17 protein-coding genes and 1 pseudogene are annotated in these 19,051 nt (G+C 73.6%); 13 read left to right on the top strand and 5 right to left on the bottom strand.

The annotated features are described in order from the left end of the window. From ACQP2F_RS19810 to ACQP2F_RS19850, 9 genes are read left to right on the top strand one after another with little or no spacing between them, the layout of a single operon-like run. Window positions 1-996: a sugar phosphate isomerase/epimerase family protein gene (locus tag ACQP2F_RS19810; RefSeq protein WP_433306077.1), complete on the top strand. Its 996-nt coding sequence runs from the start codon at window positions 1-3 to the stop codon at window positions 994-996. After that, a complete protein-coding gene (locus ACQP2F_RS19815; RefSeq protein ID WP_433307565.1) occupies window positions 996-1,751 on the top strand; it encodes a TIM barrel protein in 756 nt (251 codons plus the stop codon). Before ACQP2F_RS19810 ends, ACQP2F_RS19815 begins: the two co-directional genes overlap by 1 nt. Then, a complete protein-coding gene (locus ACQP2F_RS19820; protein ID WP_433306079.1) occupies window positions 1,748-2,827 on the top strand; it encodes a Gfo/Idh/MocA family protein in 1,080 nt (359 codons plus the stop codon). The genes ACQP2F_RS19815 and ACQP2F_RS19820 overlap by 4 nt, the downstream gene beginning before the upstream one ends. Beyond that, window positions 2,824-4,308 (top strand): GMC oxidoreductase, encoded by a 1,485-nt coding sequence (locus ACQP2F_RS19825; RefSeq protein WP_433306081.1) that lies wholly within the window; start codon window positions 2,824-2,826, stop codon window positions 4,306-4,308. The genes ACQP2F_RS19820 and ACQP2F_RS19825 overlap by 4 nt, the downstream gene beginning before the upstream one ends. Further along, window positions 4,305-5,840, top strand: a complete 1,536-nt coding sequence (locus ACQP2F_RS19830; protein WP_433306083.1) for a GMC oxidoreductase — start codon at window positions 4,305-4,307, stop codon at window positions 5,838-5,840. Before ACQP2F_RS19825 ends, ACQP2F_RS19830 begins: the two co-directional genes overlap by 4 nt. Beyond that, window positions 5,833-6,192, top strand: coding sequence for a C-glycoside deglycosidase beta subunit domain-containing protein (locus ACQP2F_RS19835; protein WP_433306085.1), 360 nt, complete (start codon window positions 5,833-5,835; stop codon window positions 6,190-6,192). Before ACQP2F_RS19830 ends, ACQP2F_RS19835 begins: the two co-directional genes overlap by 8 nt. Beyond that, the gene (locus ACQP2F_RS19840; protein ID WP_433306087.1) at window positions 6,189-7,061 is read left to right on the top strand and encodes a sugar phosphate isomerase/epimerase family protein; all 873 of its coding nucleotides are present in this window, start codon (window positions 6,189-6,191) and stop codon (window positions 7,059-7,061) included. Before ACQP2F_RS19835 ends, ACQP2F_RS19840 begins: the two co-directional genes overlap by 4 nt. Further along, window positions 7,061-7,999 carry a sugar phosphate isomerase/epimerase family protein gene (locus ACQP2F_RS19845; RefSeq protein ID WP_433307567.1) on the top strand — a complete coding sequence of 313 codons (939 nt, stop codon included), beginning with the start codon at window positions 7,061-7,063 and terminating at the stop codon, window positions 7,997-7,999. Before ACQP2F_RS19840 ends, ACQP2F_RS19845 begins: the two co-directional genes overlap by 1 nt. After that, a complete protein-coding gene (locus tag ACQP2F_RS19850; RefSeq protein ID WP_433306089.1) occupies window positions 7,996-8,970 on the top strand; it encodes a sugar phosphate isomerase/epimerase family protein in 975 nt (324 codons plus the stop codon). The genes ACQP2F_RS19845 and ACQP2F_RS19850 overlap by 4 nt, the downstream gene beginning before the upstream one ends. A gap of 75 nt (window positions 8,971-9,045) precedes the next feature. On the opposite strand, the gene ACQP2F_RS19855 is transcribed toward ACQP2F_RS19850, so the two are convergent. From ACQP2F_RS19855 to ACQP2F_RS19865, 3 genes are all read right to left on the bottom strand, one after another. Further along, window positions 9,046-9,930: a M56 family metallopeptidase gene (locus ACQP2F_RS19855; RefSeq protein WP_433306091.1), complete on the bottom strand. Its 885-nt coding sequence runs from the start codon at window positions 9,928-9,930 to the stop codon at window positions 9,046-9,048. Further along, a complete protein-coding gene (locus tag ACQP2F_RS19860) occupies window positions 9,927-10,355 on the bottom strand; it encodes a BlaI/MecI/CopY family transcriptional regulator (RefSeq protein ID WP_433306093.1) in 429 nt (142 codons plus the stop codon). The genes ACQP2F_RS19855 and ACQP2F_RS19860 overlap by 4 nt, the downstream gene beginning before the upstream one ends. 87 nt (window positions 10,356-10,442) lie before the next feature. Beyond that, window positions 10,443-11,705 (bottom strand): COG4705 family protein, encoded by a 1,263-nt coding sequence (locus tag ACQP2F_RS19865; protein WP_433306095.1) that lies wholly within the window; start codon window positions 11,703-11,705, stop codon window positions 10,443-10,445. Between the two features lie 170 nt (window positions 11,706-11,875). Between ACQP2F_RS19865 and ACQP2F_RS19870 the strand changes: the two genes are divergently transcribed. Further along, the gene (locus ACQP2F_RS19870; protein ID WP_433306097.1) at window positions 11,876-13,525 is read left to right on the top strand and encodes an MFS transporter; all 1,650 of its coding nucleotides are present in this window, start codon (window positions 11,876-11,878) and stop codon (window positions 13,523-13,525) included. A 12-nt stretch (window positions 13,526-13,537) separates the two neighbouring features. On the opposite strand, the gene ACQP2F_RS19875 is transcribed toward ACQP2F_RS19870, so the two are convergent. Continuing rightward, on the bottom strand, window positions 13,538-14,743 hold the full coding sequence (locus tag ACQP2F_RS19875; protein WP_433306099.1) for an MFS transporter: 1,206 nt from the start codon (window positions 14,741-14,743) through the stop codon (window positions 13,538-13,540). Window positions 14,744-15,073: 330 nt separating this feature from the next. Between ACQP2F_RS19875 and ACQP2F_RS19880 the strand changes: the two are divergent. From ACQP2F_RS19880 to ACQP2F_RS19890, 3 genes and pseudogenes are all read left to right on the top strand, one after another. Next, window positions 15,074-15,508 (top strand): annotated as a pseudogene (locus tag ACQP2F_RS19880) (DUF5317 family protein); the annotation flags it as partial. A 245-nt stretch (window positions 15,509-15,753) separates the two neighbouring features. Next, window positions 15,754-16,110 carry a PRC-barrel domain-containing protein gene (locus tag ACQP2F_RS19885; RefSeq protein ID WP_433307569.1) on the top strand — a complete coding sequence of 119 codons (357 nt, stop codon included), beginning with the start codon at window positions 15,754-15,756 and terminating at the stop codon, window positions 16,108-16,110. Window positions 16,111-16,147: 37 nt separating this feature from the next. Continuing rightward, window positions 16,148-17,683 carry a serine/threonine-protein kinase gene (locus tag ACQP2F_RS19890; RefSeq protein ID WP_433307571.1) on the top strand — a complete coding sequence of 512 codons (1,536 nt, stop codon included), beginning with the start codon at window positions 16,148-16,150 and terminating at the stop codon, window positions 17,681-17,683. On the opposite strand, the gene ACQP2F_RS19895 is transcribed toward ACQP2F_RS19890, so the two are convergent. Beyond that, window positions 17,680-18,945, bottom strand: coding sequence for an ROK family protein (locus ACQP2F_RS19895; RefSeq protein ID WP_433306101.1), 1,266 nt, complete (start codon window positions 18,943-18,945; stop codon window positions 17,680-17,682). The genes ACQP2F_RS19890 and ACQP2F_RS19895 overlap by 4 nt on opposite strands. Window positions 18,946-19,051: the final 106 nt, after the last annotated feature.

Below are 19,051 nucleotides of genomic sequence, written 5' to 3' on the forward strand. Positions count from 1 at the left end.
ATGACCATCCAGCTCGGTCTCACGCTCTACTCGCTGACCAGCGAGTGGGCCGCCGGCCGCTACGACCTCGCCGGCCTGCTCGACGAGGTGGCGAAGGCCGGCATCGGCCCCGGCATCGAGATCGTCGCCTCGCAGACGATCCGCACCTATCCCTCCGTCACCGGCGAGTTCGTCCGGGAGTGGCGGGACGCCTTCGACCGGCACGGCTTCGTGCCCAGCTCGTTCGGCGCCAACCTGGACATGGGCCGGCGCCGCGACCGGGACATGACCCCCGACGAGGAGTACGAGTTCACCGCCGCCCAGTTCCGCAGCGCCCACGCCCTGGGCTTCCCGCTGGTGCGCATCCAGAGCGCCAAGCCCGAGCTGATCCGGCGGCTGCTGCCGCTGGCCGAGGAGCTGAACCTGACGCTGGGCTGGGAGATCCATGCCCCGATGGGCCCGAGCTCGCCGCCGGTGCTGGCCATCCGGGAGACGTACGAGCGGATCGGCTCCGAACGCCTGGGGTTCGTCGCCGATTTCAGCTCCACCATGCACAGCATGTCGCCGACGCTGCTGCGCGCCCTCACCAAGAAGGGGCTGCGGCCGCGGGATCTCGAGCGCCTGCAGGAGATCTGGGCCCGGGACAGCGGCATCGACGAGCGGCACGGCGAGTTCGTCGAATACCTGAGCTCGCAGGGCATCGCCCCGGAGAGCCTCGGCTCGTTCGCCCGGCTCGCCTTCAACATGCACGGCCACGTCGACCCGCGCGAGTGGTCCGACATCATGCCGCAGATCGTCCACGTGCACGCCAAGTTCTACGACATCGACGACGACGGGAACGAGCCGGCCATCGACTACCCGGCGATCGTCCGCGAGTTCGTCAAGGGCGGCTACTCCGGCTTCATGTCCAGCGAGTGGGAGGGGCACGCCTTCGCCGACCTCGACGAGGCCGACCCGATCGACCTGGTCCGCCGGCAGCACGCCCTGATCCGCCGCTCGATCGAGGAGGCCGCGTGATGCTGGCGCCCAACATCGAGCTGCTCTTCACCGAGGCCGGTCCCGATCACGGTGACCGGGCGCGCGCCGCCGCGGCCGCCGGATTCGACGCGGTCGAGGTGTGGAGCCTGGACGGCAAGGACCTGGACTCGCTGGCCGGCGCGGGTGTCGCCGTCACCGCGGCGCTGGTCGAGTACCCGCCGAAGACCAGCTTCACCTTTCCCGGCACCGACCACGCGGCGTACTACGCCATGGTCGACCGCGCGGTCGAGGACGCCCGCCGGATCGGCTGCCCGCGTCTGGTCCTCGCGTCGGGGCTGGGCTTCCCCGGCGCCTCGCGGGAGCGGAACCTCGACATCCTCGCCGAGGTCTTCGCCACCGTGGTCGAGCGGACCGCCGGATCCGGCGTCGGCTTCGTCCTCGAACCGGTCAACACCCGCGTCGACCACCCGGGTGCGCTGCTGGACCGCACCGCCGACGCCGTCCGGGTCGCCCGCGCGGTCGGCTCCGGCCGGCTCGGCATCCTCTACGACCTCTACCACTCGATCACCGAGGGGGAGGACCCGGCGGCCGAGCTGGCGAACGCCGGCGGGCTCGTCCACTACGTGCAGATCGCCGACGTCCCGGGCCGCGGCGAGCCGGGCAGCGGCCGGATCGACTGGGCCGCCCAGCGGAAGAACCTGCGGGCCGCGGGCTACGACGGCCCGGTCGGGCTCGAGTACTACCCGACCGTCGCGTCGGCGGAGTCGGTCCGGTACGTCAAGGGGGAGTGGTGACCGATCGCATTCGGGCCGGCATCGCCGGCGTCGGCTTCATGGGTACCGTGCACGCCCGGGCGATCCGGCGGTCCGGCGGCATCGTCGTCGGCGTCGTCGGCGCCACCGGGGAGTCGTCGCGCCGGGCGGCCGAGCGGCTGGGCGCCGAACGTCCGGTCGACAGCTACCAGGAACTGCTCGGCAGCGACATCGACGTGGTGCACATCTGCACCCCGAACGCGACCCACGCGCCGCTGGTGCGGGCCGCCCTCGCCGCCGGCAAGCACGTCGTCTGCGAGAAGCCCCTCGCGGTCGGGCGGGCCGAGGCCGAGGAGCTGGCCGGGCTGGCGGCCGCGGCCGGCGTCACCGCCACCGTCCCGTTCGTCTACCGCTTCTACCCGGCCGTCCGCGAGGCCCGCGATCGGGTGGCGACCGGCGCCAGCGGGGCGGTCCGGCTGCTGCACGGCTCGTACCTGCAGGACTGGCTGGCCGCCGAGACCGACGACAACTGGCGGGTGGACGCCGCCGCCGGCGGGCCGTCCCGGGCGTTCGCCGACATCGGCGTGCACTGGTGCGACCTCGCCGAGTTCGTCAGCGGCCACCGGATCGTCGCGGTCGCGGCCCAGACGATGACCGCCGTCCCGCACCGCGGCGGCCGGCCGGTCACCACCGAGGACGCCGCCGTGGTGCTGTTCCGCACCGACCGCGGCGCGGTCGGGAACGTCACGATCAGCCAGATCACGCCCGGCCGCAAGAACCGGCTCTGGGTCTCGGTCGACGGCTCGGCCGAGTCGCTGAGCTTCGACCAGGAGAACCCGGAGTCGTTGTGGATCGGCGGCCGCGAGGTCAACCGGCAGTGGCTGCGCGGCGCGGGCGCGGGCTCCGCGGCGGCCGAGGGGTACGTGACCGTCCCGGCCGGTCATCCGCAGGGCTACCAGGACTGCTTCGACGCGTTCGTGGCCGACACCTACGCCGCGATCGGCGGGCAGCCGCCGGACGGGCTGCCCACGTTCGCCGACGGGCGGCGGGCCGCGGTCATCACCGAGGCGGTCCTGGCGTCGGCCCGGGCCCGGGCCTGGGTCGAGGTGGCGGCGTGACCACGGTTCTCATCGTCGGCAGCGGGCCGAACGGCGCCGCGTACGCCCGCACCCTCCTGGATCGCTCGGATGCCACGGTCCTGATGGTCGAGGCCGGGCCGGTGATCGACTCGCCGCCCGGGATGAACGTCCGGAACATCCCCGACCCGGCCGCGCAGGAGGCCGCCCGCCGGGCATCGCAGGGCCGGTCCGCCTCCGGGGTCGCCGGCATCCCCGGCGGCGTGGTCGTCGAGGGTACGGTCACCGCCCGGCAGGGCACCCACCTCATCGGACAGGCGGCCGAGGGCTCGCCCGGCATGCCCGCGGCCGCCGTGGCCACCTGCGTCGGCGGCCAGGGCGCGCACTGGACCTGCGCCACCCCACGCCCGCAGGGCAGCGAGCGGATCCCGTTCCTCGACCCGGCCGAGTGGGAGGCGCACGTCGCCGACGCCGAGCGGCTGCTGCACGTCACGAAGACCGCGTTCGGCGGCGCGCCGCAGGCCGAGGCCATCCTCGACGTGGTCGGCGCCGAGTTCGCCGCCGACGGCATCGCGGTGCGCCCGCTGCCGGTGGCCGCCGACCCGCGGCCCGACGGCACCCTGCGCTGGTCCGGCACCGACGTCGTGCTCGGCCCGGTGGCCGGCGATCCCCGGTTCACGCTGCTGCCCGAGACGTTGTGCGTGCGGCTGCTGCGCGACGGCGACCGGGTGGTGGGGGCGGTGCTGCGCGACCTGCGTACCGGCGGCGAACGGGAGGTGCGCGCCGGCGCCGTGGTGGTCGCGGCCGACGCCATCCGTACGCCGCAACTGCTGTGGGCCTCGGGCATCAGGCCGGCCGCGCTCGGCCGTTACCTCACCGAGCACCCGCTGGTCTTCGGCGTGGTCGCCGTGCGCGAGGGCGTGTTGCCGCCGCCGGACCGGGCCGAGTCGGCCGACCCGATCCGGGCCGTGGTGTCGATCGGCTACGACCAGGAGCGGCACCCGTTCCACGCCCAGCTGATGTACTCGCCGGCCTGCCCGGCGCCGCTGCCCGCGGACAGCCGGTTCCGGGACAACCCGGCCGGATACGTGGGCATGGGCTGGGGCGTGCGCAAATGGCCGCGGGCCGGTGACCGGCTGCTCTTCGACGAGGCGCGACCGGACGAGAACGGGCTGCCCAGCGTGCGGATCGCCTACGAGCTGACCGACCGCGAGGAGGCCGAGCTCGACCGGGCCCGCAAATTCCAGGCCCGGGCGGCGGCGGCCCTCGGCGAGTTCGTCGACGGCATGCCGGTGACGATGCCGGCCGGCAGCTCGCTGCACTACATGGGGACCGTCCGCACGGGGCCGGCCGACGACGGGACCAGCGTCTGTGACACGTACGGGAAGGTCTGGGGTGTCCCGGGTCTGATCGTCGCCGGCAATGGGCTGATCCCGACCGCCAACTCCTGCAATCCCACGCTGACCAGCGTCGCCCTGTCGCTGCGCGGCGCCGCGTCGCTCGCCCTGGAGGTCCACGCATGACCAGGCCCTGTCCCGAGTCCGTCGACGTGGTCATCGTCGGCAGCGGGCCGACCGGCGCGGCGTACGCCCGGATCCTCAGCGAGCGCGCGCCGGACGCCACCGTCGCGCTGTTCGAGGCCGGCCCCGCGCTCACCGACCCGCCGGGCATGCACGTGAAGAACATCGCCGGCGACGACGCCCGGCGGGCCGCCCAGCGCCGCTCGGAAGGGCTGCGGCCGCACACCTCGCTGACGCCGTCGCCGTACGCGGACCCCGCCCGCCGCCTCCAGCGTCCCGGCACCCACCTGCTGCCCGACGGCTACCAGGCGCCGGGGGAGGACGGGCTGCCGGCGCTGGCGATGTCGACGAACGTCGGCGGGATGGGCGCACACTGGACCGGCGCCTGCCCGCGGCCCGGCTACGGCGAGCGCATCGCCTTCCTGCCCGATCTCGACGAGCTGCTGGACGAGGCGGAACGGCTGCTCGAGGTCGACCGGCACCCGTTCGCCGGCGCGCCCTACACCGACGTGGTGCGGTCGCGGCTCGCCTCGGCCTTCGACCCGGGGCGCGCGCCCGGCCGGCGGGTGCAGCCGATGCCGTTGGCCGTGCACCGCCGTCCCGACGGCGCTCTGGTGTGGACCGGCCCCGACGTGGTCTTCGGCCCGACGACCCGTAACAACCCGAATTTTCGGCTGTATCCGGATTCGCCGGTGCGGCGGGTGCTCGTGTCCTCCGATGGCCGCGTCGAGGGCGTGCGGGTGGGTGACCACGACGTCCGGGCGCGATTTGTCGTGGTGGCGGCGGACGCCGTGCGTACCCCCCAATTGCTGTTTGCCTCGGGGGTTCGCCTGCCCGCATTGGGCCGCTACTTGAACGACCAGCCGCAGACTGTCTTCGCGGTGCGCCTGCGCGACGTCCCACCGCCAGCCGACATTTCCGAAACTGGCGGAATAGTTGGGCAAAGCGGGGTGGGCTGGGTGCCGTACACGGACGAGAAGCCGTTCCACGGGCAGGTCATGCAGCTCGACGCCTCGCCGATCCCGCTGGTCGGCGACGACGAGCCGGCGCCGGGGACGATCGTGGGCCTCGGCTGGTTCTGCGGCAAGGACCTCCAGGCGTCCGACCGCATCGCGTTCTCCGATACCGAACTCGACGACTACGGGATGCCGAAACCGTCGATCCACTACACGCTCACCGAGCGCGATCACGCGTCGCTCGCCGCCGCCCGCACCGAGATCATGCGGGCCGCGAGCGCCCTCGGCGAGTTCATCGGCGACCGGCCGCTCGTGCTCGCGCCCGGCGCCTCGCTGCACTACCAGGGCACCACCCGGATGGGCCCGGCCGACGACGGCACCTCGGTGTGCGGGCCGACGAGCGAGGTCTGGGGCGTGACCGGCCTGTACGTCGCCGGCAACAACGTCATCCCGACCCCGATCGCCTGCAACCCGACTCTGACCTCGGTCGCGCTCGCCGTCGCCGGCGCCCGCGACATCGCATCCCGCCTGGTTCTCGAGAACGCGGCGAGCGCCGCGACCGGAGGTGACCGTGCTTGACCCCCAGATGATCCAGACCCGGGGCTTCCGCAACACCGCGGACGGCTTCGAGGTACGGCTGCGGCTGCCCTACTACCGCGGCGTCTGGACCGACCTCATCGTCGGCGCGTCTCTCACCGTCGACGGCGTCTCCTATCCGCCGTCCGCGGTGCGCTGGAGCATCGGCGGTTCTGCCGACGCCGCGCGGTGGCCGGTCGACGTGCCGGCGGTGCTGTCCGTCTCCCGGGACGCGCCCCTGTCCATCGGCTTCCACACGGTCGCGGCCGAGCTGCGGCTGACCATGTCGTACATCCCCGAAGAGCTCCAGCCCACGGTCTGGACCGAAGAGCGCAGGCTGGTGATCACGCGATGATCTCGTACGGCGTCTCCCTCTACAGCTACACCGGCGAGTACGGCGTCACGATGACCCTCGACGACTGTGTCGAGGACGTCGCCGATCTCGGCGCGACCGGCCTCGAGATCCTGGGCGAGGCCCACGTCGAGAACTACCCGTCGCCGCCGGCGGCCTGGATCGACGGCTGGTTCGCGCGCCTGTCCCGCTGGGGCCTCACCCCGACCTGCTACGGCTCGTGGGTCGACACCCGGCGGGGCGGGCGGCCGATGTCCGTCGACGAGGCGACCGCCCAGCTCGAGACCGACATCCGGCTGGCGGCCAGGCTCGGCTTCCGGTACCTGCGGCCCAAGCTCGGCGTGGTGACCGAGGACCTCGAACCCGACCCGGTCTGGGAGCCGGCCACCGAGCGGGTGCTCGACCTGGCCGCATCCCAGGACATCGTCATCTGTCCGGAGATCCACTGGCCGAGCGTCATCCGGTCCAAGGTGGTCGACGACTACCTCGCGTTCATCCAGCGGACCGGCACGTCACATTTCGGGTTGCTGATGGACACCGGCGTCTTCCAGACCTCGATGCACGTCCGCCGGGGCGGTGTCGCCGGCCGGATGGGCGACGGCGGCGGCCGGCCCCCGGTGACGCCGGTCGTGCCGGTCGCCGACCTCGAGGACATCCTCGACCACGTCGTGCACATCCAGGCCAAGTTCTACGAGATCGACGACGATCTGGTCGACCGGCACATCCCGTGGCCCTCGATCGTCGAGCTGCTCGTCCGGCGGGGCTGGTCGGGCTGCCTGTCCAGCGAGTACGAGGGTGACTACGCCCCGGGCCGCGCCGCCGACCAGCTGCGCCGGCAGCACGCCCTCCTGCGCCTGAGCCTGGAGTCGTGATGGCCTGGACGAAATGGTCGTACATGGACCACTGGGTGACCGAGACGCCGCAGGGGCCGCAGCCGCCGTCGTTCAACCGGGCCCACATGGACCGCTACATCAAGCAGCTCTCCGCCCTGGGGTTCCGCGGCTTCGACACGTTCTTCTTCTACCTGCCCGTGCTGGCCGGGATGTACGGCTCGCTGCCGGCGTTCGAGTCGTTCCTGCGCGACCACGGCTTCGACAAGATCACCGGCATCTTCTCGGCCTACCCGTCGGCGACCCGGTTCACCGCGCCGCACGTGCCCGAGACCCACGACCGCATCGTCGCCGACTGCGAGGCGACCGTGCGGGCGGTCGACAAGCTGTCGGTGGAGAACTTCATCGTCATGCCGTCGACGACCTTCTTCCAGGTCGAGCCGGTGACCGACGAGAAGATCAAGATCATGGCCGACCTCTGGAACCGGGTCGGCCGGATGACGCTGGCCCACGGCATGCGGACCACCTGCCACTTCGAGTTCTGGGGGGCGATCCGCACGCGGCCGCAGCTCGACCTGTTCTTCCGGTACACCGATCCGGAATACGTCTACTTCTTCTGCGACACGGCCCAGCACACGATCGCCGGCGTGGATCCCGTGCAGATGTTCCGGGACTACCGGGACCGCTGCACCGGATTCCACTTCAAGGACACGCACCACGTCGACCGCGCCGGCGCGTACCGCACGCCGCCCGACCCGGAGCTGATGGCTCCGGACGTGTCCCGCTGGTTCTACGAGATGGGCACGCCCGGCGGACTGGTCGACTTCCCGGCGCTGATGCGGGAGATCGTCGCGTCCGGCTACGACGGCTGGCTCACGGTCGAGCACGACAAGGCCGAGCTCGGCGGCGGCAGCTACGCCGAGGCGACCTGCGTGGCGAAGTGGTACATCGACAACGTGCTGGCCGAGGTGACCCCGTGAACGACACGCTGCGCTGGGCGTACGCCCTCAACCAGTGGAACTTCCGGCTCGACGTCTTCGTCCGGCACGAGGACCACCGCCGGGCCCTGCAAACCGTCTCCGCGCTCGGCTTCGACCACGTCGAGCTGGCCGCTGGCACCGGGCGCTGGGACAACCTCGGCCGGCCCGAGACCATCGCGCTCAACCACGGCTCGCCGGCGGCCTTTCTCGATTTCGTACGCTCGTGCGCGGTCGCCGGCATCGCCGGCTTCTTCTGGGACCCGGGCCGGCCGGTCGAGGAGGAGGGCTGGGCGTTCCGCTCCACCCGTCACCCCGGCGACCACGCGGCCATCGTCGAGTCGGCCCGCCAGTTCGTCGACTTCCTGGCCGCGATCGGCGCCGACCGGCTCGTGGCCCGCCCGGTCGGCTCGGCCTGGATGGGACCGCCCCTGGACGCCGCCGCCTTCCACGCGATCGGCGAGGTCTGGAACCGGGTGGGCGCCGTCGCGGCCGCGGCCGGTATCGGCCTGAGCCTGCACTACGACTGTCTCGGCGCCGTGCACACGCTCGCCGACCTCAAGCGCCTGCTCGCCTTCACCGACCCGGAGCTGGTCGGGCTGGCGCTGGACACCGCCGAGTTCGCGGTGGCCGGCCTCGACCCGGTCGCCTTCTACCGCGCGCACGCCGACCGGGTGACGCACGTGCACCTCAAGGACGCGCGGTACGCCGACACCGGCTCCGAGTACCGGATGCCGGCCGCCGAGACCACGATGCTGCGGGGCGGGGCCGGGCGCCGGATCGAGCGCTGGTTCTACGAGCTCGGGACCGAGGGCGGCCTCGTCGACGTGAAAGGTTTCGTGGCCGCGCTCCGGGAGCACCACTATCCCGGATGGGTGGTGGTGGAGAGCGACCACGGCGGCAACCCGGCCGAGCTCGCCATGCTCAACAGCTGGTACCTGCAGCACGAGCTCGGGGTGACGCGCTCCGGCTGACGTGCCCGCTGGTGCCGGCCGCCGCCGCGCGGCCCGGACCCGCCGGCTTCGCTCCCGCTTCCGGCCGAGACCTCGTCAGAGCCAGGCTCGGGCCAGGTCCACGAAGGCCGCGGTGGCCACGCTCGCGACGGCCAGTGTGACCAGGCCGAGGAGGGCCGGCCCGGCCAGCCGCCGCCGCAGCGGGGGCGGGGTGGGCCGGGACAGCGCCCGCACCCGCTGGACCACGGCGCCGCCGTCGATGCCCAGCACCGTTCCCGGGCCGGAGGCGGCCAGCGCGGCGCGGGCCACCGCCCGGGCGGCCAGCCCGCGGTCGCCGACCTCGGCCGCCGCGACCTCGTCGGCCCAGCGCTCGACCAGGAACTCGACCGCCCGGTGAACCGGGATCAGCACCGGGTTCAGGGCGGCCGCCGCGGCGGTCATCGAGGTGAGCCGGTGGTGGCGGTGCGCGAGGTGGGCCCGTTCGTGGGCGAGCACCACACTCCGCTCGCCGGGGTCGAGCAACCGGAGGATCCCGGTGGTGAGCAGCAGGCGGCCGCGCACGGGGGCCCGGCCCGGCACGGCGACCGCCATCGGCGCCGACCAGTCCGCGACGACCACCTCCTGGTCGGGGTCGCCGATCGCGCGCAGCCGCCGGTGGGTGACGGTCCGGCGGCGTACCTCGGCCGCGAGCCGCACGGCCCCGCCGGCCAGCAGCAGGCCGGCCGCCAGGGCCACCGGGCCCGGCACCGGCTCCGGCAGCCGCAGGCCGGGACGGTCGTCGAGCGCGGCCAGCGGCGGCACGTCGTCCAGCATGGTGAGCGCCAGCATGGTCAGCGACCAGGTCGAGGCGAGCGCCGTGACGGCGGCCGTGCCGGCCAGCGCCCACGCCGCCGGGCCGGGAGCGCCACGCGCGGCCAGCCGCCGCGCGGCGAGGGCCAGCGGCAACGCCAGCAGCAGCGGCAGATAGACGGTGATCGTCATCGGTTCCCCCGCCGCTCGCTCTCGATCGCCGGCTCCCGCCGCTCGGTCGCGGTCAGCGGCTCCCGCTCGGTGTCGATCAGCAGCTGCCGCAGCATCGCGGCGTCGGCGGCGTCGAGCGACGCGGCGAACCGCTGGAGCACCGCATGCCGGTCGGCGCGGTCCTCGAGAGCCGCCCGCATGCGCGAGGCCGCCGCCGACGCCGCGTCCCGGGCCGGCCAGTAGACGTGCCCCCGCCCGGCGCGATCACGCTCGACAGCCTGCTTGTCGTGCAGCCGGAACAGCACGGTCTGCACGGTGTTGTAGGCCAGACCCGCCCCGAGCTCGCGCTGCACCTCGGCGGCGGTCATCGGGGCCTCCGCGGCCCACAGCACGCCCATGACCGCGGCCTCCAGCTCGCCCGGTGGGCGCCGGCTGTCCTTCGTCACCTCGCCGACCTCCGCCGCCAGAATAGCCGCGCCACCGGCCCGGAACCCGTCACGGAGGTGACCCCGGAGCGTCGTGATCCGCCGCGTTCAGACGCCGTCGAACCGGTTGAACGTGCCCAGCAGCGTCGCGAGGGTGCTCGCGCAGTCGGACCGGCTCGGGTGACCGGCCCGCAGTGCGGAGAGCACGGCGTCGATCTGGTCGTCGAGCTGGTGCCACTTGGCCGGGTCACGCGGCTTCAGCCCGGCCTCGGCGTCGTCCCACGCGACCTCGAGGTCCTTGACCCGGGTCCGGCCGCCGGCGAGATCGTCCCGGGCGACCTTGCGCTGCACGTCGGAGGTGATGACGGCGAACGAGGTGAGGTCGCCCAGCCGCGTGACCGGATGCGGGCCGGCCTTCGTCCCCGTCGTGCCGCCGGTGGTCACGGCCGGCTGGTCGGCGACCGTCGCGACGCCTTCCTCGCTCGCGGCGGTGTGCGTCGCGCCGAGAACCCAGCCGACCGCGGCGACCACGGCCAGGGCGGCGCCGGCCCAGGCGCGGTCGGCCCGGTACCCGCCGGCCGGGCCGCCGCCCTTGACCGCCACGCCGTGCCGGACGACCAGCATCTGCTCGCGCGCCACCAGCACCAGGATGACGGCGAAGAACAGCACGCTCGTCGCGCTCGCGCCCAGCGCGAGACCGCCGAACTCCTTGGCCTGGGTCAGGAAGTCACCCATCGACGCCCCGAGCGGGCGGGTCAGCACGTACGCGATCCAGAACGTCAGCACCTGACCGGCGCCGGCCTGGTACGCGATCCAGGTCGCCACGATCAGCCCGCCGAAGATCAGCACGCCGTTGCGGAAGCCCAGGCTCAGCGCCTCGGTGGCGAGGTCGCCGGCGGCGGTGCCGAGGGCGAACGTGGTGAGAATCGCCGCCCAGTAGAAACCCTCCCGGCGCGGCGTGTCGATAGACGTGATCGCCAGTGTGTTCTCCTGGCGGTGCCAGACGACGAAGACGACGGCGAGAATGGCGGCGAAGACCGCGGTGCTGACATAAAGGCTGACGCCCAGGGTGTCGGTGAAGAAATCGGTGATCTCCGTTCCGACGATGCTCACCAGCACGACGCACAGCCAATAGATCCAGGGGGTGTACTTGCGCGTCCGGAATTGTATGACCAAAGCCCCGGCGAGCACCACGGCCATCACGGCGTCGGTGACCGCGGTCCCCAGACCGGCGTTGACCGCCAGATAATCGGAGAAAGTCTCCCCGATCGTGGTCGACAACACTTTGATGACCCAGAATGTGGCGGTAATCGCCGGAACCTTGGTCAGCCAGAGTTTCGAGCGTTCCGCGGTGGCGTAACCCAGCGACATCCATCTCTCCTTTACGAAAAGCGCGAACCGGTAACCGCTGCACCTTCCGGGATTGGCGCTGAATATCCGCTGAAAAGACCGTTTGCGCCGTCTCGAGATCTTGGATGGTACGGTCGGCGGCCGCCGGTGCTTCTGCCCCGGGCGGGACCGGACGAACGGACTGGACGCCCATGACAACCCTGGACCACGTGGAGGTCCCCGCCGTCGCCTGGTCACGATGGGGGCGGCCGGTCGTCGTGGCCACGGCGCTGGCCGGGCTGCTCGGCCTGGCGTGGGGGCTGTGGCTGGCCCGCGACGCCGGCGACCTGGCCGCCCAGTACGCCTGGACCTCGTTCGTCCGGCACCACCCGGGCGCCGCCTACAACCTGTCCTGGTACGGCGGGATCCACCCGGCGTCGTACAGCGTCGTCTCGCCGTACCTGATGGCGCTGCTCGGCGTCCGCACCACCGGCGTGCTCGCCTGCGCCGGCAGCGCGGCCGTCGGCGCGATGCTGATCACCCGCTCCGGCATCCGGCGCCCGCTGCCGGTGGCGCTCTGGTGGTCGGTCGCCGTCTTCTGCAACCTCGCCGCCGGCCGGGTCACCTACCTGCTCGGCATGACGTTCGCGCTGATGTCCGCCCTCTCGGTGCTCGGCGGCGCCGGCTCGCGCCGTCGCGGGCCGGTGCTCGCGGCGGCGCTCGGCGTGGTCGCCACCCTGTGCAGCCCGGTCGCCGGGCTGTTCGTCGAGGTGCTGGCGGCCGCCCTGTTCGTGGTCGGCCGCCGCCGGGCCGCCTATCTGCTCGCCGCCGGGCCGCCGGTGGTGATCGGGGTGACGGCGCTGCTGTTCCCGTTCTCCGGCGTGCAGCCGTTCCACTGGTACGCCGCTCTGCCGACCGCCTCGGCCGCGGTCGCCGTGGCCGTGCTGACCCCGCCGGCGTGGCGGACGGTCCGGGCCGGGGCGTGGGTGTACGCGCTCGGCGTCGCGCTGTGCTGGCTGCTGCCGACCCCGATCGGCAGCAACGTGGAACGGCTGGCCCTGCTCTCCGGAGCGGCGATCCTCATCGCCGCCGCCACCGTGCCCAGGCGCCGCGGCTGGCAGGTCATCGCGACCAACGCCGGGGCCGCCGCGCTCGCCGTCTGGACCATCGTGCAGCCGGTCACCGACTTCGTCCGGACCGCCCCGGTGACCACCGACGTCGCCGACGCCCGGCCGCTGATCGACAAGCTGCTCGCCCTGAACGCGACGCAGGGCCGGGTCGAGGTGGTGCCGCTGCGCTCGCACTGGGAGGCGGCCGGGCTTTCGCCGTACGTCAATCTCGCCCGCGGCTGGAACCGGCAGGCCGACGTCGAGCGCAACCCGCTGTTCTACGACGGCACCCTCACCGCGGCGGCCTACCGCGACTGGTTGCGCACCTGGAGCGTCGGCTACATCGTGCTGCCGGTGACCGAGCAGCCGGACAGCGCCGGCGTCGCCGAGGCGCGGCTGATCACCGAGGGGCAGTCCTGGCTGCCGCTGGTGTGGCAGGACGCCCACTGGCGGGTCTACCGGGTGGAGGGCGCCGACCCGCTCGCGTCGGCGCCGGCCACCGTGAGCTACGCCGGGCCGGCCACGCTCACCGTCCGCCTGCCCAGCGCCGGGTCGGCGGTCCTGCGCATCGCCTGGTCGCCCTGGCTCGCCATCGCCGGCGCCGACGACGACGCGCGCCCGCGGGCGTGCCTGACCCAGCACGGAGAGTGGACGCAGCTGGTCGCTCCCGAGGGCGGCAGCTTCACGATCGAGGCCCGTTACGCGCTGGACCGCGGCTCACCCTGCCCGACCCCCACGGCCGAGCCCCGCTGAGCGGGCTGTGGGTTAGGGCACTGCCGGTGCGGCGTTCGGTGCGGGGTCTGCGCGGCCGGTCGGCAGGGCTCGGGAGAGCAGCGGGACGATCAGGGCCAGCGTCGCCAGGGCGCCCAGGCCGGCGATCACGAACAGCGCGCGGCCGCCGACGGCGCCGAGCAGGGCGGCGCCGGTCAGGTAGGCGACGGTCTCCGCCGCGTACGGGAAAAGGTAGATCGTCCCGAAGACGGTGCCCAGGCGGTTGGCCGGCACGTGGCGCTGCACCAGCGTGTCGGCCGCGACGTTGTGCCAGCCGCAACCCGCACCGGCCAGCGCCTGACCGGCCACCGCGACCACGACCGCGTAGCTCACGCCGGTCAGCAGCGTCCCCGCCCCGATGACCAGCACCGACGCATACAGCACAAGATCGAGGCGGAGGCGGTCGGCGCGGCGGGCGACCAGGAGCGGGCCGGCCACCATCCCGATCCCGTACGCCGAGGTCAGCAGCCCGACCGCGACCGGCCCCGCGCCGAGACCGTCGCGCACGAGCGGCACCAGCGCCACGTTGTCGAGTGCGGCGAACGTCACCAGCATCAGGAAGCCGCAGGCCACGGCCCGGACCACGAGGTTGGTGCGGACCACGCCGAGCCCGTCGCGCAGCACCTGCCGCAGCGGCTCGGCCGTGGCCGCGCCGCGCCGGGCCGGCGGACGCAGCCCCGCCACCAGGACGGCCGAGACCAGGAACGACGCCACGTCGGCCAGCAGCGTCGGGGTCAGCCCGGCCGTCGCCAGCAGCACGCCGCCGAGCGCGGGACCGGCCGCGAAGCCGATGTTGACACCGACCGCCAGGCGCGCGTTCGCGGCGCCGAGCCGCTCCGGCCCGACCAGCTCGGGCAGCAGGCTGCGACCGGCCGGCGTGAACGTGGTGGCGGCCACCGACGCGGCCGCGACCAGCGCGAGCAGCACCGGCAGCGACGGGCTGAGCAGGGCGATCGCCGTGTAGAGCACCGCCTGCGTGAGGTCGCAGGCGACGATGAGGCGCCGCTGGTCGAAGCGGTCGGCGAGCGCGCCGAGCGCCGGGCCGAACAGCCGCGGCGCGGTGGCGGCGAGAAGGAGCAGGCCGGCGGCGGCCCCGCCGTACCGGTCGAAGACGGCGACCAGCAGGGCGGTCCGGGCGATCTGGTCACCGGCGTACGAAACGAGCCGGGCGGTCCAGTAACGACGAAAAGCCGCATTCATTGAATTGCCCCCGTGGATTTGCGCTTTTCCGCAAAATCATTATGCCTCGGCAAAGCGCGGGATTCGGTGTCGGGTTCGCGACCATGAATTGCTGTTTCTTCTCACCGCCGGGCGGCGCTATGGTCGTGGCCATCGGAATTCGGAACGCTTGTCCACCGGGGGATCACATGACCAAGCAGGCGCACACGGGCACGTCGACCTGGGCCGGACCGACCCGCACCTGGGCCGGACCGACCTTCACCTGGGCCGGGCCGACCCGCTAGGCCCCTTTCCGCTCGTCGGCCACGCCCCGGACCGGGGCGTGGCCGACGCTGCCCGGAAATGGTTGCCATGACAATTCGATTCGCCATTCTCATCGCCGCGCCGCCGCTCGCGGGCGTGGCACTCGGATACCTTTCCGGCGGCCGGCTCGGCGGCCTGCGCGCCATTCCGGTCAAGGCCCTGTGGCTGGTTTGGCTGGCGGCCGCGGCCCAGCTCGCGCAATACCGGATGCCGGGCCTGCACGGCCCGGCGACGCTCGTGGTCGTCTTCGGCGCCGTGCTGGCGTGGCTGGCGGTCAACCTGCCGCGCTGGCCGATGGCCGGCCGGATCGCGGGCGTCCTGATCGTGCTCGGCGCGGCCCTCAACGGGCTGGCCATCGCGGTCAACGGCCGCATGCCGTACGCCGCCGACGCCTCCCGGGCCGCCTCCGACACTCCCAAGAACGTGGCGGCGGACGGGCGGACCCGGGTCGCCGCGCTCGGCGACACGATCCCGCTCGTACCGCTGCATGCCCTCATCAGTCCCGGCGACATCCTGATCGGCGGCGGCGCCTGCGCGTTCGTCCTGATCGCGATGCGCCGTCCGGAACGGAGAAACGATGACCGCGATCCTGTCCCGGCGCCGGCTCATCCTGGCGCTGTTCACCCTGGCCTCGCTGGCCCTGCTGCTCTACACGGTCGGCGCCCCGCACGAGCACGGAGGTTGATGACGGGTGTTTCGGCGGGGAGCAGCCGGGCAACTCGAAAGGCATGTTCCCCGCGGAGAACCTGCGCGACTGGCGCGGACAGAAGGTCATCGACCCCCAGGGCGACAAGATCGGCGACCTCGAGGCGGTCTACGTCGACACGGCCACCGACGAGCCGAGCTTCGCCACCGTCCGGGTCGGCATCATCGGCCGGCACCGCCTGGTCTTCGTGCCCCTGGGCGGCGCCACGGTCAAGCCCGACTCGGTCCGCGTGCGCCACGAGAAGAAGCTGGTCGGGGACGCGCCGAGCATCGACGTCGACGGCGAGCTCAGCGCGGCCGACGAACCGCGGGTCTTCGCCCACTACAACCTGCCGTACGCGACCGGGACGGCCGGCGAGCGCCGGCTGGCGCGACGCTGAGTTTCCCGGCCGGGCCGGCGGGGCATCAGTGATCTTGATGAACACGGGTGACGTGATGGACGGCCGCTTCCGCCTGCTCGGCCGGCTCGGGGCGGGCGGCATGTCGGTGGTGTGGCGCGCGCACGACGAGGTGCTCGGCCGCGACGTCGCGGTGAAGGTCCTCTTCCCGGAGCTGGCCGAGGACCCCGATCTGCTGGCGCGGGTGCGGGACGAGGCTCGTGCGCTGGCGCGGCTCCGGCACCCGCACATCGTCGACGTCTACGACTACGGCGAGATGGCGGACGAGCGGGGGCGGCGCACGCCGTACGTGGTGATGGAAGTGGTCGAAGGCCGCTCCCTGGCCCAGCTGCTCACCGGCGACGCCCTGCCCTGGCGGGTGGCGGTGCTGATCGGCGCCCAGGTGGCGGCCGCGCTCGCCGCCGCGCACGAATGCGGCCTGGTGCACCGCGACGTGAAGCCCGGCAACGTGGTGGTGGCCGGCGCCGGGGTCAAGCTGCTCGACTTCGGCATCGCGGCCGCGTCCGGCGACGACGACGGGCCGGCCGGCCAGGTGCTCGGCACGCCCGCCTATCTGGCCCCCGAGCGGCTGGAGAACGGCGTCGTGCGGCCGGCCACCGACGTGTACGCGCTGGGGCTGCTGCTCTACCGCGCCCTCGCCGGACGCTCGCCCTGGGAGGCCTCGACCGCCACGCAGATGCTCATCGCGCACCGGTACGAGGAGCCGGCCGCCCTGCCCCGCGTGCCCGGTCTGCCGCCCGAGGTCGCCGACCTCTGCCGTCGCTGCCTGGACAAGGATCCGGACCGGCGGCCCTCGGCGGCCCGGGCCGCCGAGCTGCTCGGCGCGGCGGCCGGACTGGCGCCGGCCGCGCTGTTCCCGCCGGAAGCGACCGAAGCGCCGGCGGAGACCGAGCCGGCTCCGACCGCACCCCTCCGCTCGCTCGGCCGCCACCTCGTCCCGATCCAGCGCCGCTGGCAGCGCACGCCCCGGATGGGCCGGGTCGCGGCCGTCGCCGGCGGCGTGCTGCTGCTGACCGGCGCCGCCGCGTCGGCGCTGCCCGACGACCCGGCCGAGGGGCCGTCGTGGGCGCGGACCCCGGCGGCGGCCGCCGGGACCGGACAGCCGGCCACCGCCTGCAAGGTCGACTACACCGTCGCACAGGCGGTGAACGGCCGGTTCACCACCCGGCTGCGGGTCGCCAACACCGGCACCGGCTCGATCACCGCCGGCCGGCTCACCTTCGTGCTGACGTCGCAGCAGCGGCTGGTCTCCGGCACGCCGGGCACCTGGCACCAGCAGGGGAGCGCGGTCTCGGCCCGGATCGGCGATCTTTCCGCCGGGCAGGCCCGGACCGCCACGATCCAGGGCACCTACCGCGGGCTCAACGCGCTGCCCGACCGGTTCCAGCTCAACGACGCCACCTGCCGGTCGGCGCTGTCGGTCGCCGGGGCGACCACCGCGCCGGCGCCGCCTCCGCAGCACCCGCCCGCCGGCGCCGGCAAGAAGGCGGCGAAGCCGAAGAAGCACGACGACGGTGGCAACGAGGGCGACGACCAGGGCGAGGACGGCGACTAGGCCGTCGTCTGAAGCTGCTCGGCGGCCGGGACCGGCGAGCCGTCGGCCAGCCAGACCCGCAGCGACTCGGGCCGGAACAGGCGGTCGGCGGCCAGCAGCGCGCCGCCGACGGTGCCCTCGTGGAAGTCCAGCGAGGCCGTCCGGATCGTCAGGTTGCGCGCGGCCAGCTCGATCGTGGCGGCCAGCACCGCCGCCCGGAACTCGTCGAAGAACAACCGGCCGTAGCGGATGACGCCGCCGCCCAGGACCAGCGTGCCCGGGTTGGCGAAGTTCACCACGCCGGCGATCGTGCGGCCGGTCAGGCGGGCGGACCCGGCCACGGCGTCGTGGACCACGGCGTCGCCGGCCTCGGCCGCGTAGCCGATGTCGGCCGGGACGATGTGCCCGCGCTCGGCGAGCCGCCGGGCCAGCAACGGGCTCGCGCCCGTACGGGCGTGCTCGGAAAGCCTGCGCCGCACCGCCCAGCCGCCGGCCACCGCCTCGAGACAGCCGGTCTTGCCGCAGCGGCAGATCGCGGCCGGGTCGTCGGTGACGCGCACGTGGCCGATGTCACCGGCCGCGCCGCTGTCGCCGCGGTGCAGCCGCCCGTTGGTCACCAGCCCGCTGCCGATGCCGGTGGCCACCTTGACGAAGAGCAGGTCGCGCCGCTCCCGTGGCTCGCCGCGCTCCCACTCGCCGAGCGCCATCGCGTTCACCTCGTTCTCGACCCAGACCGGCGCGTCGTACCGGCGGCGGAAGGGCGCCCGTACGTCGTACCCGTTCCAGCCGGGCATGATCGGGGCGGCCACCACCGAGCCGGCGGCGACGTCGACCGGGCCGGGCAGGGCGATCGTGACCCCCCAGACCGGCGTCGTGGTGTCGCGAAGCAGATCGTCGAAGACGGCCTGGACGGCGGCGAGCACCGTCTCGGGCCCGTCCTGCACGTCGATGTCGCCGTCATGGCGGCGCAGCGGGTTGCCGTTGAGGTCGGAGACGGCGGCCTGCAGCGAGACCGCGCCCAGCGACGCCGAGAGCAGCACGCCGGCGTCGGCGCGGAACCGGATGGTCCGGGACGGGCGGCCGCGGCGCTGCGGGGACGGGGTGGCGGTCAGCTCGTGGAGGACGCCCAGCTCGAGGCCTTCGCGGATGCGGTCGTTGACCACCGCGCGGCCGAGGCCGGTGACATTTTCGAGGTCGGGCCGGGTGATCGCGCTGCCGGACCGGACGAGCTCGACGATCTGAGCCAGCACGAGGATGTCGCGAGCGGACGGCGGCGCGGACAAGCGGTCTCCCTGAGACACCCGGCGGTTGATCTTCGTAGATTCTATCCGGATCGAGGGGGCGCTCAGCTTCGCCGGCGGGGCGGGCCGGAGTGGTCACGGTGTGCCC

The sequence above is a fragment of the Actinoplanes sp. CA-030573 genome, assembly GCF_050951115.1.
GTDB lineage: Bacteria > Actinomycetota > Actinomycetes > Mycobacteriales > Micromonosporaceae > Actinoplanes.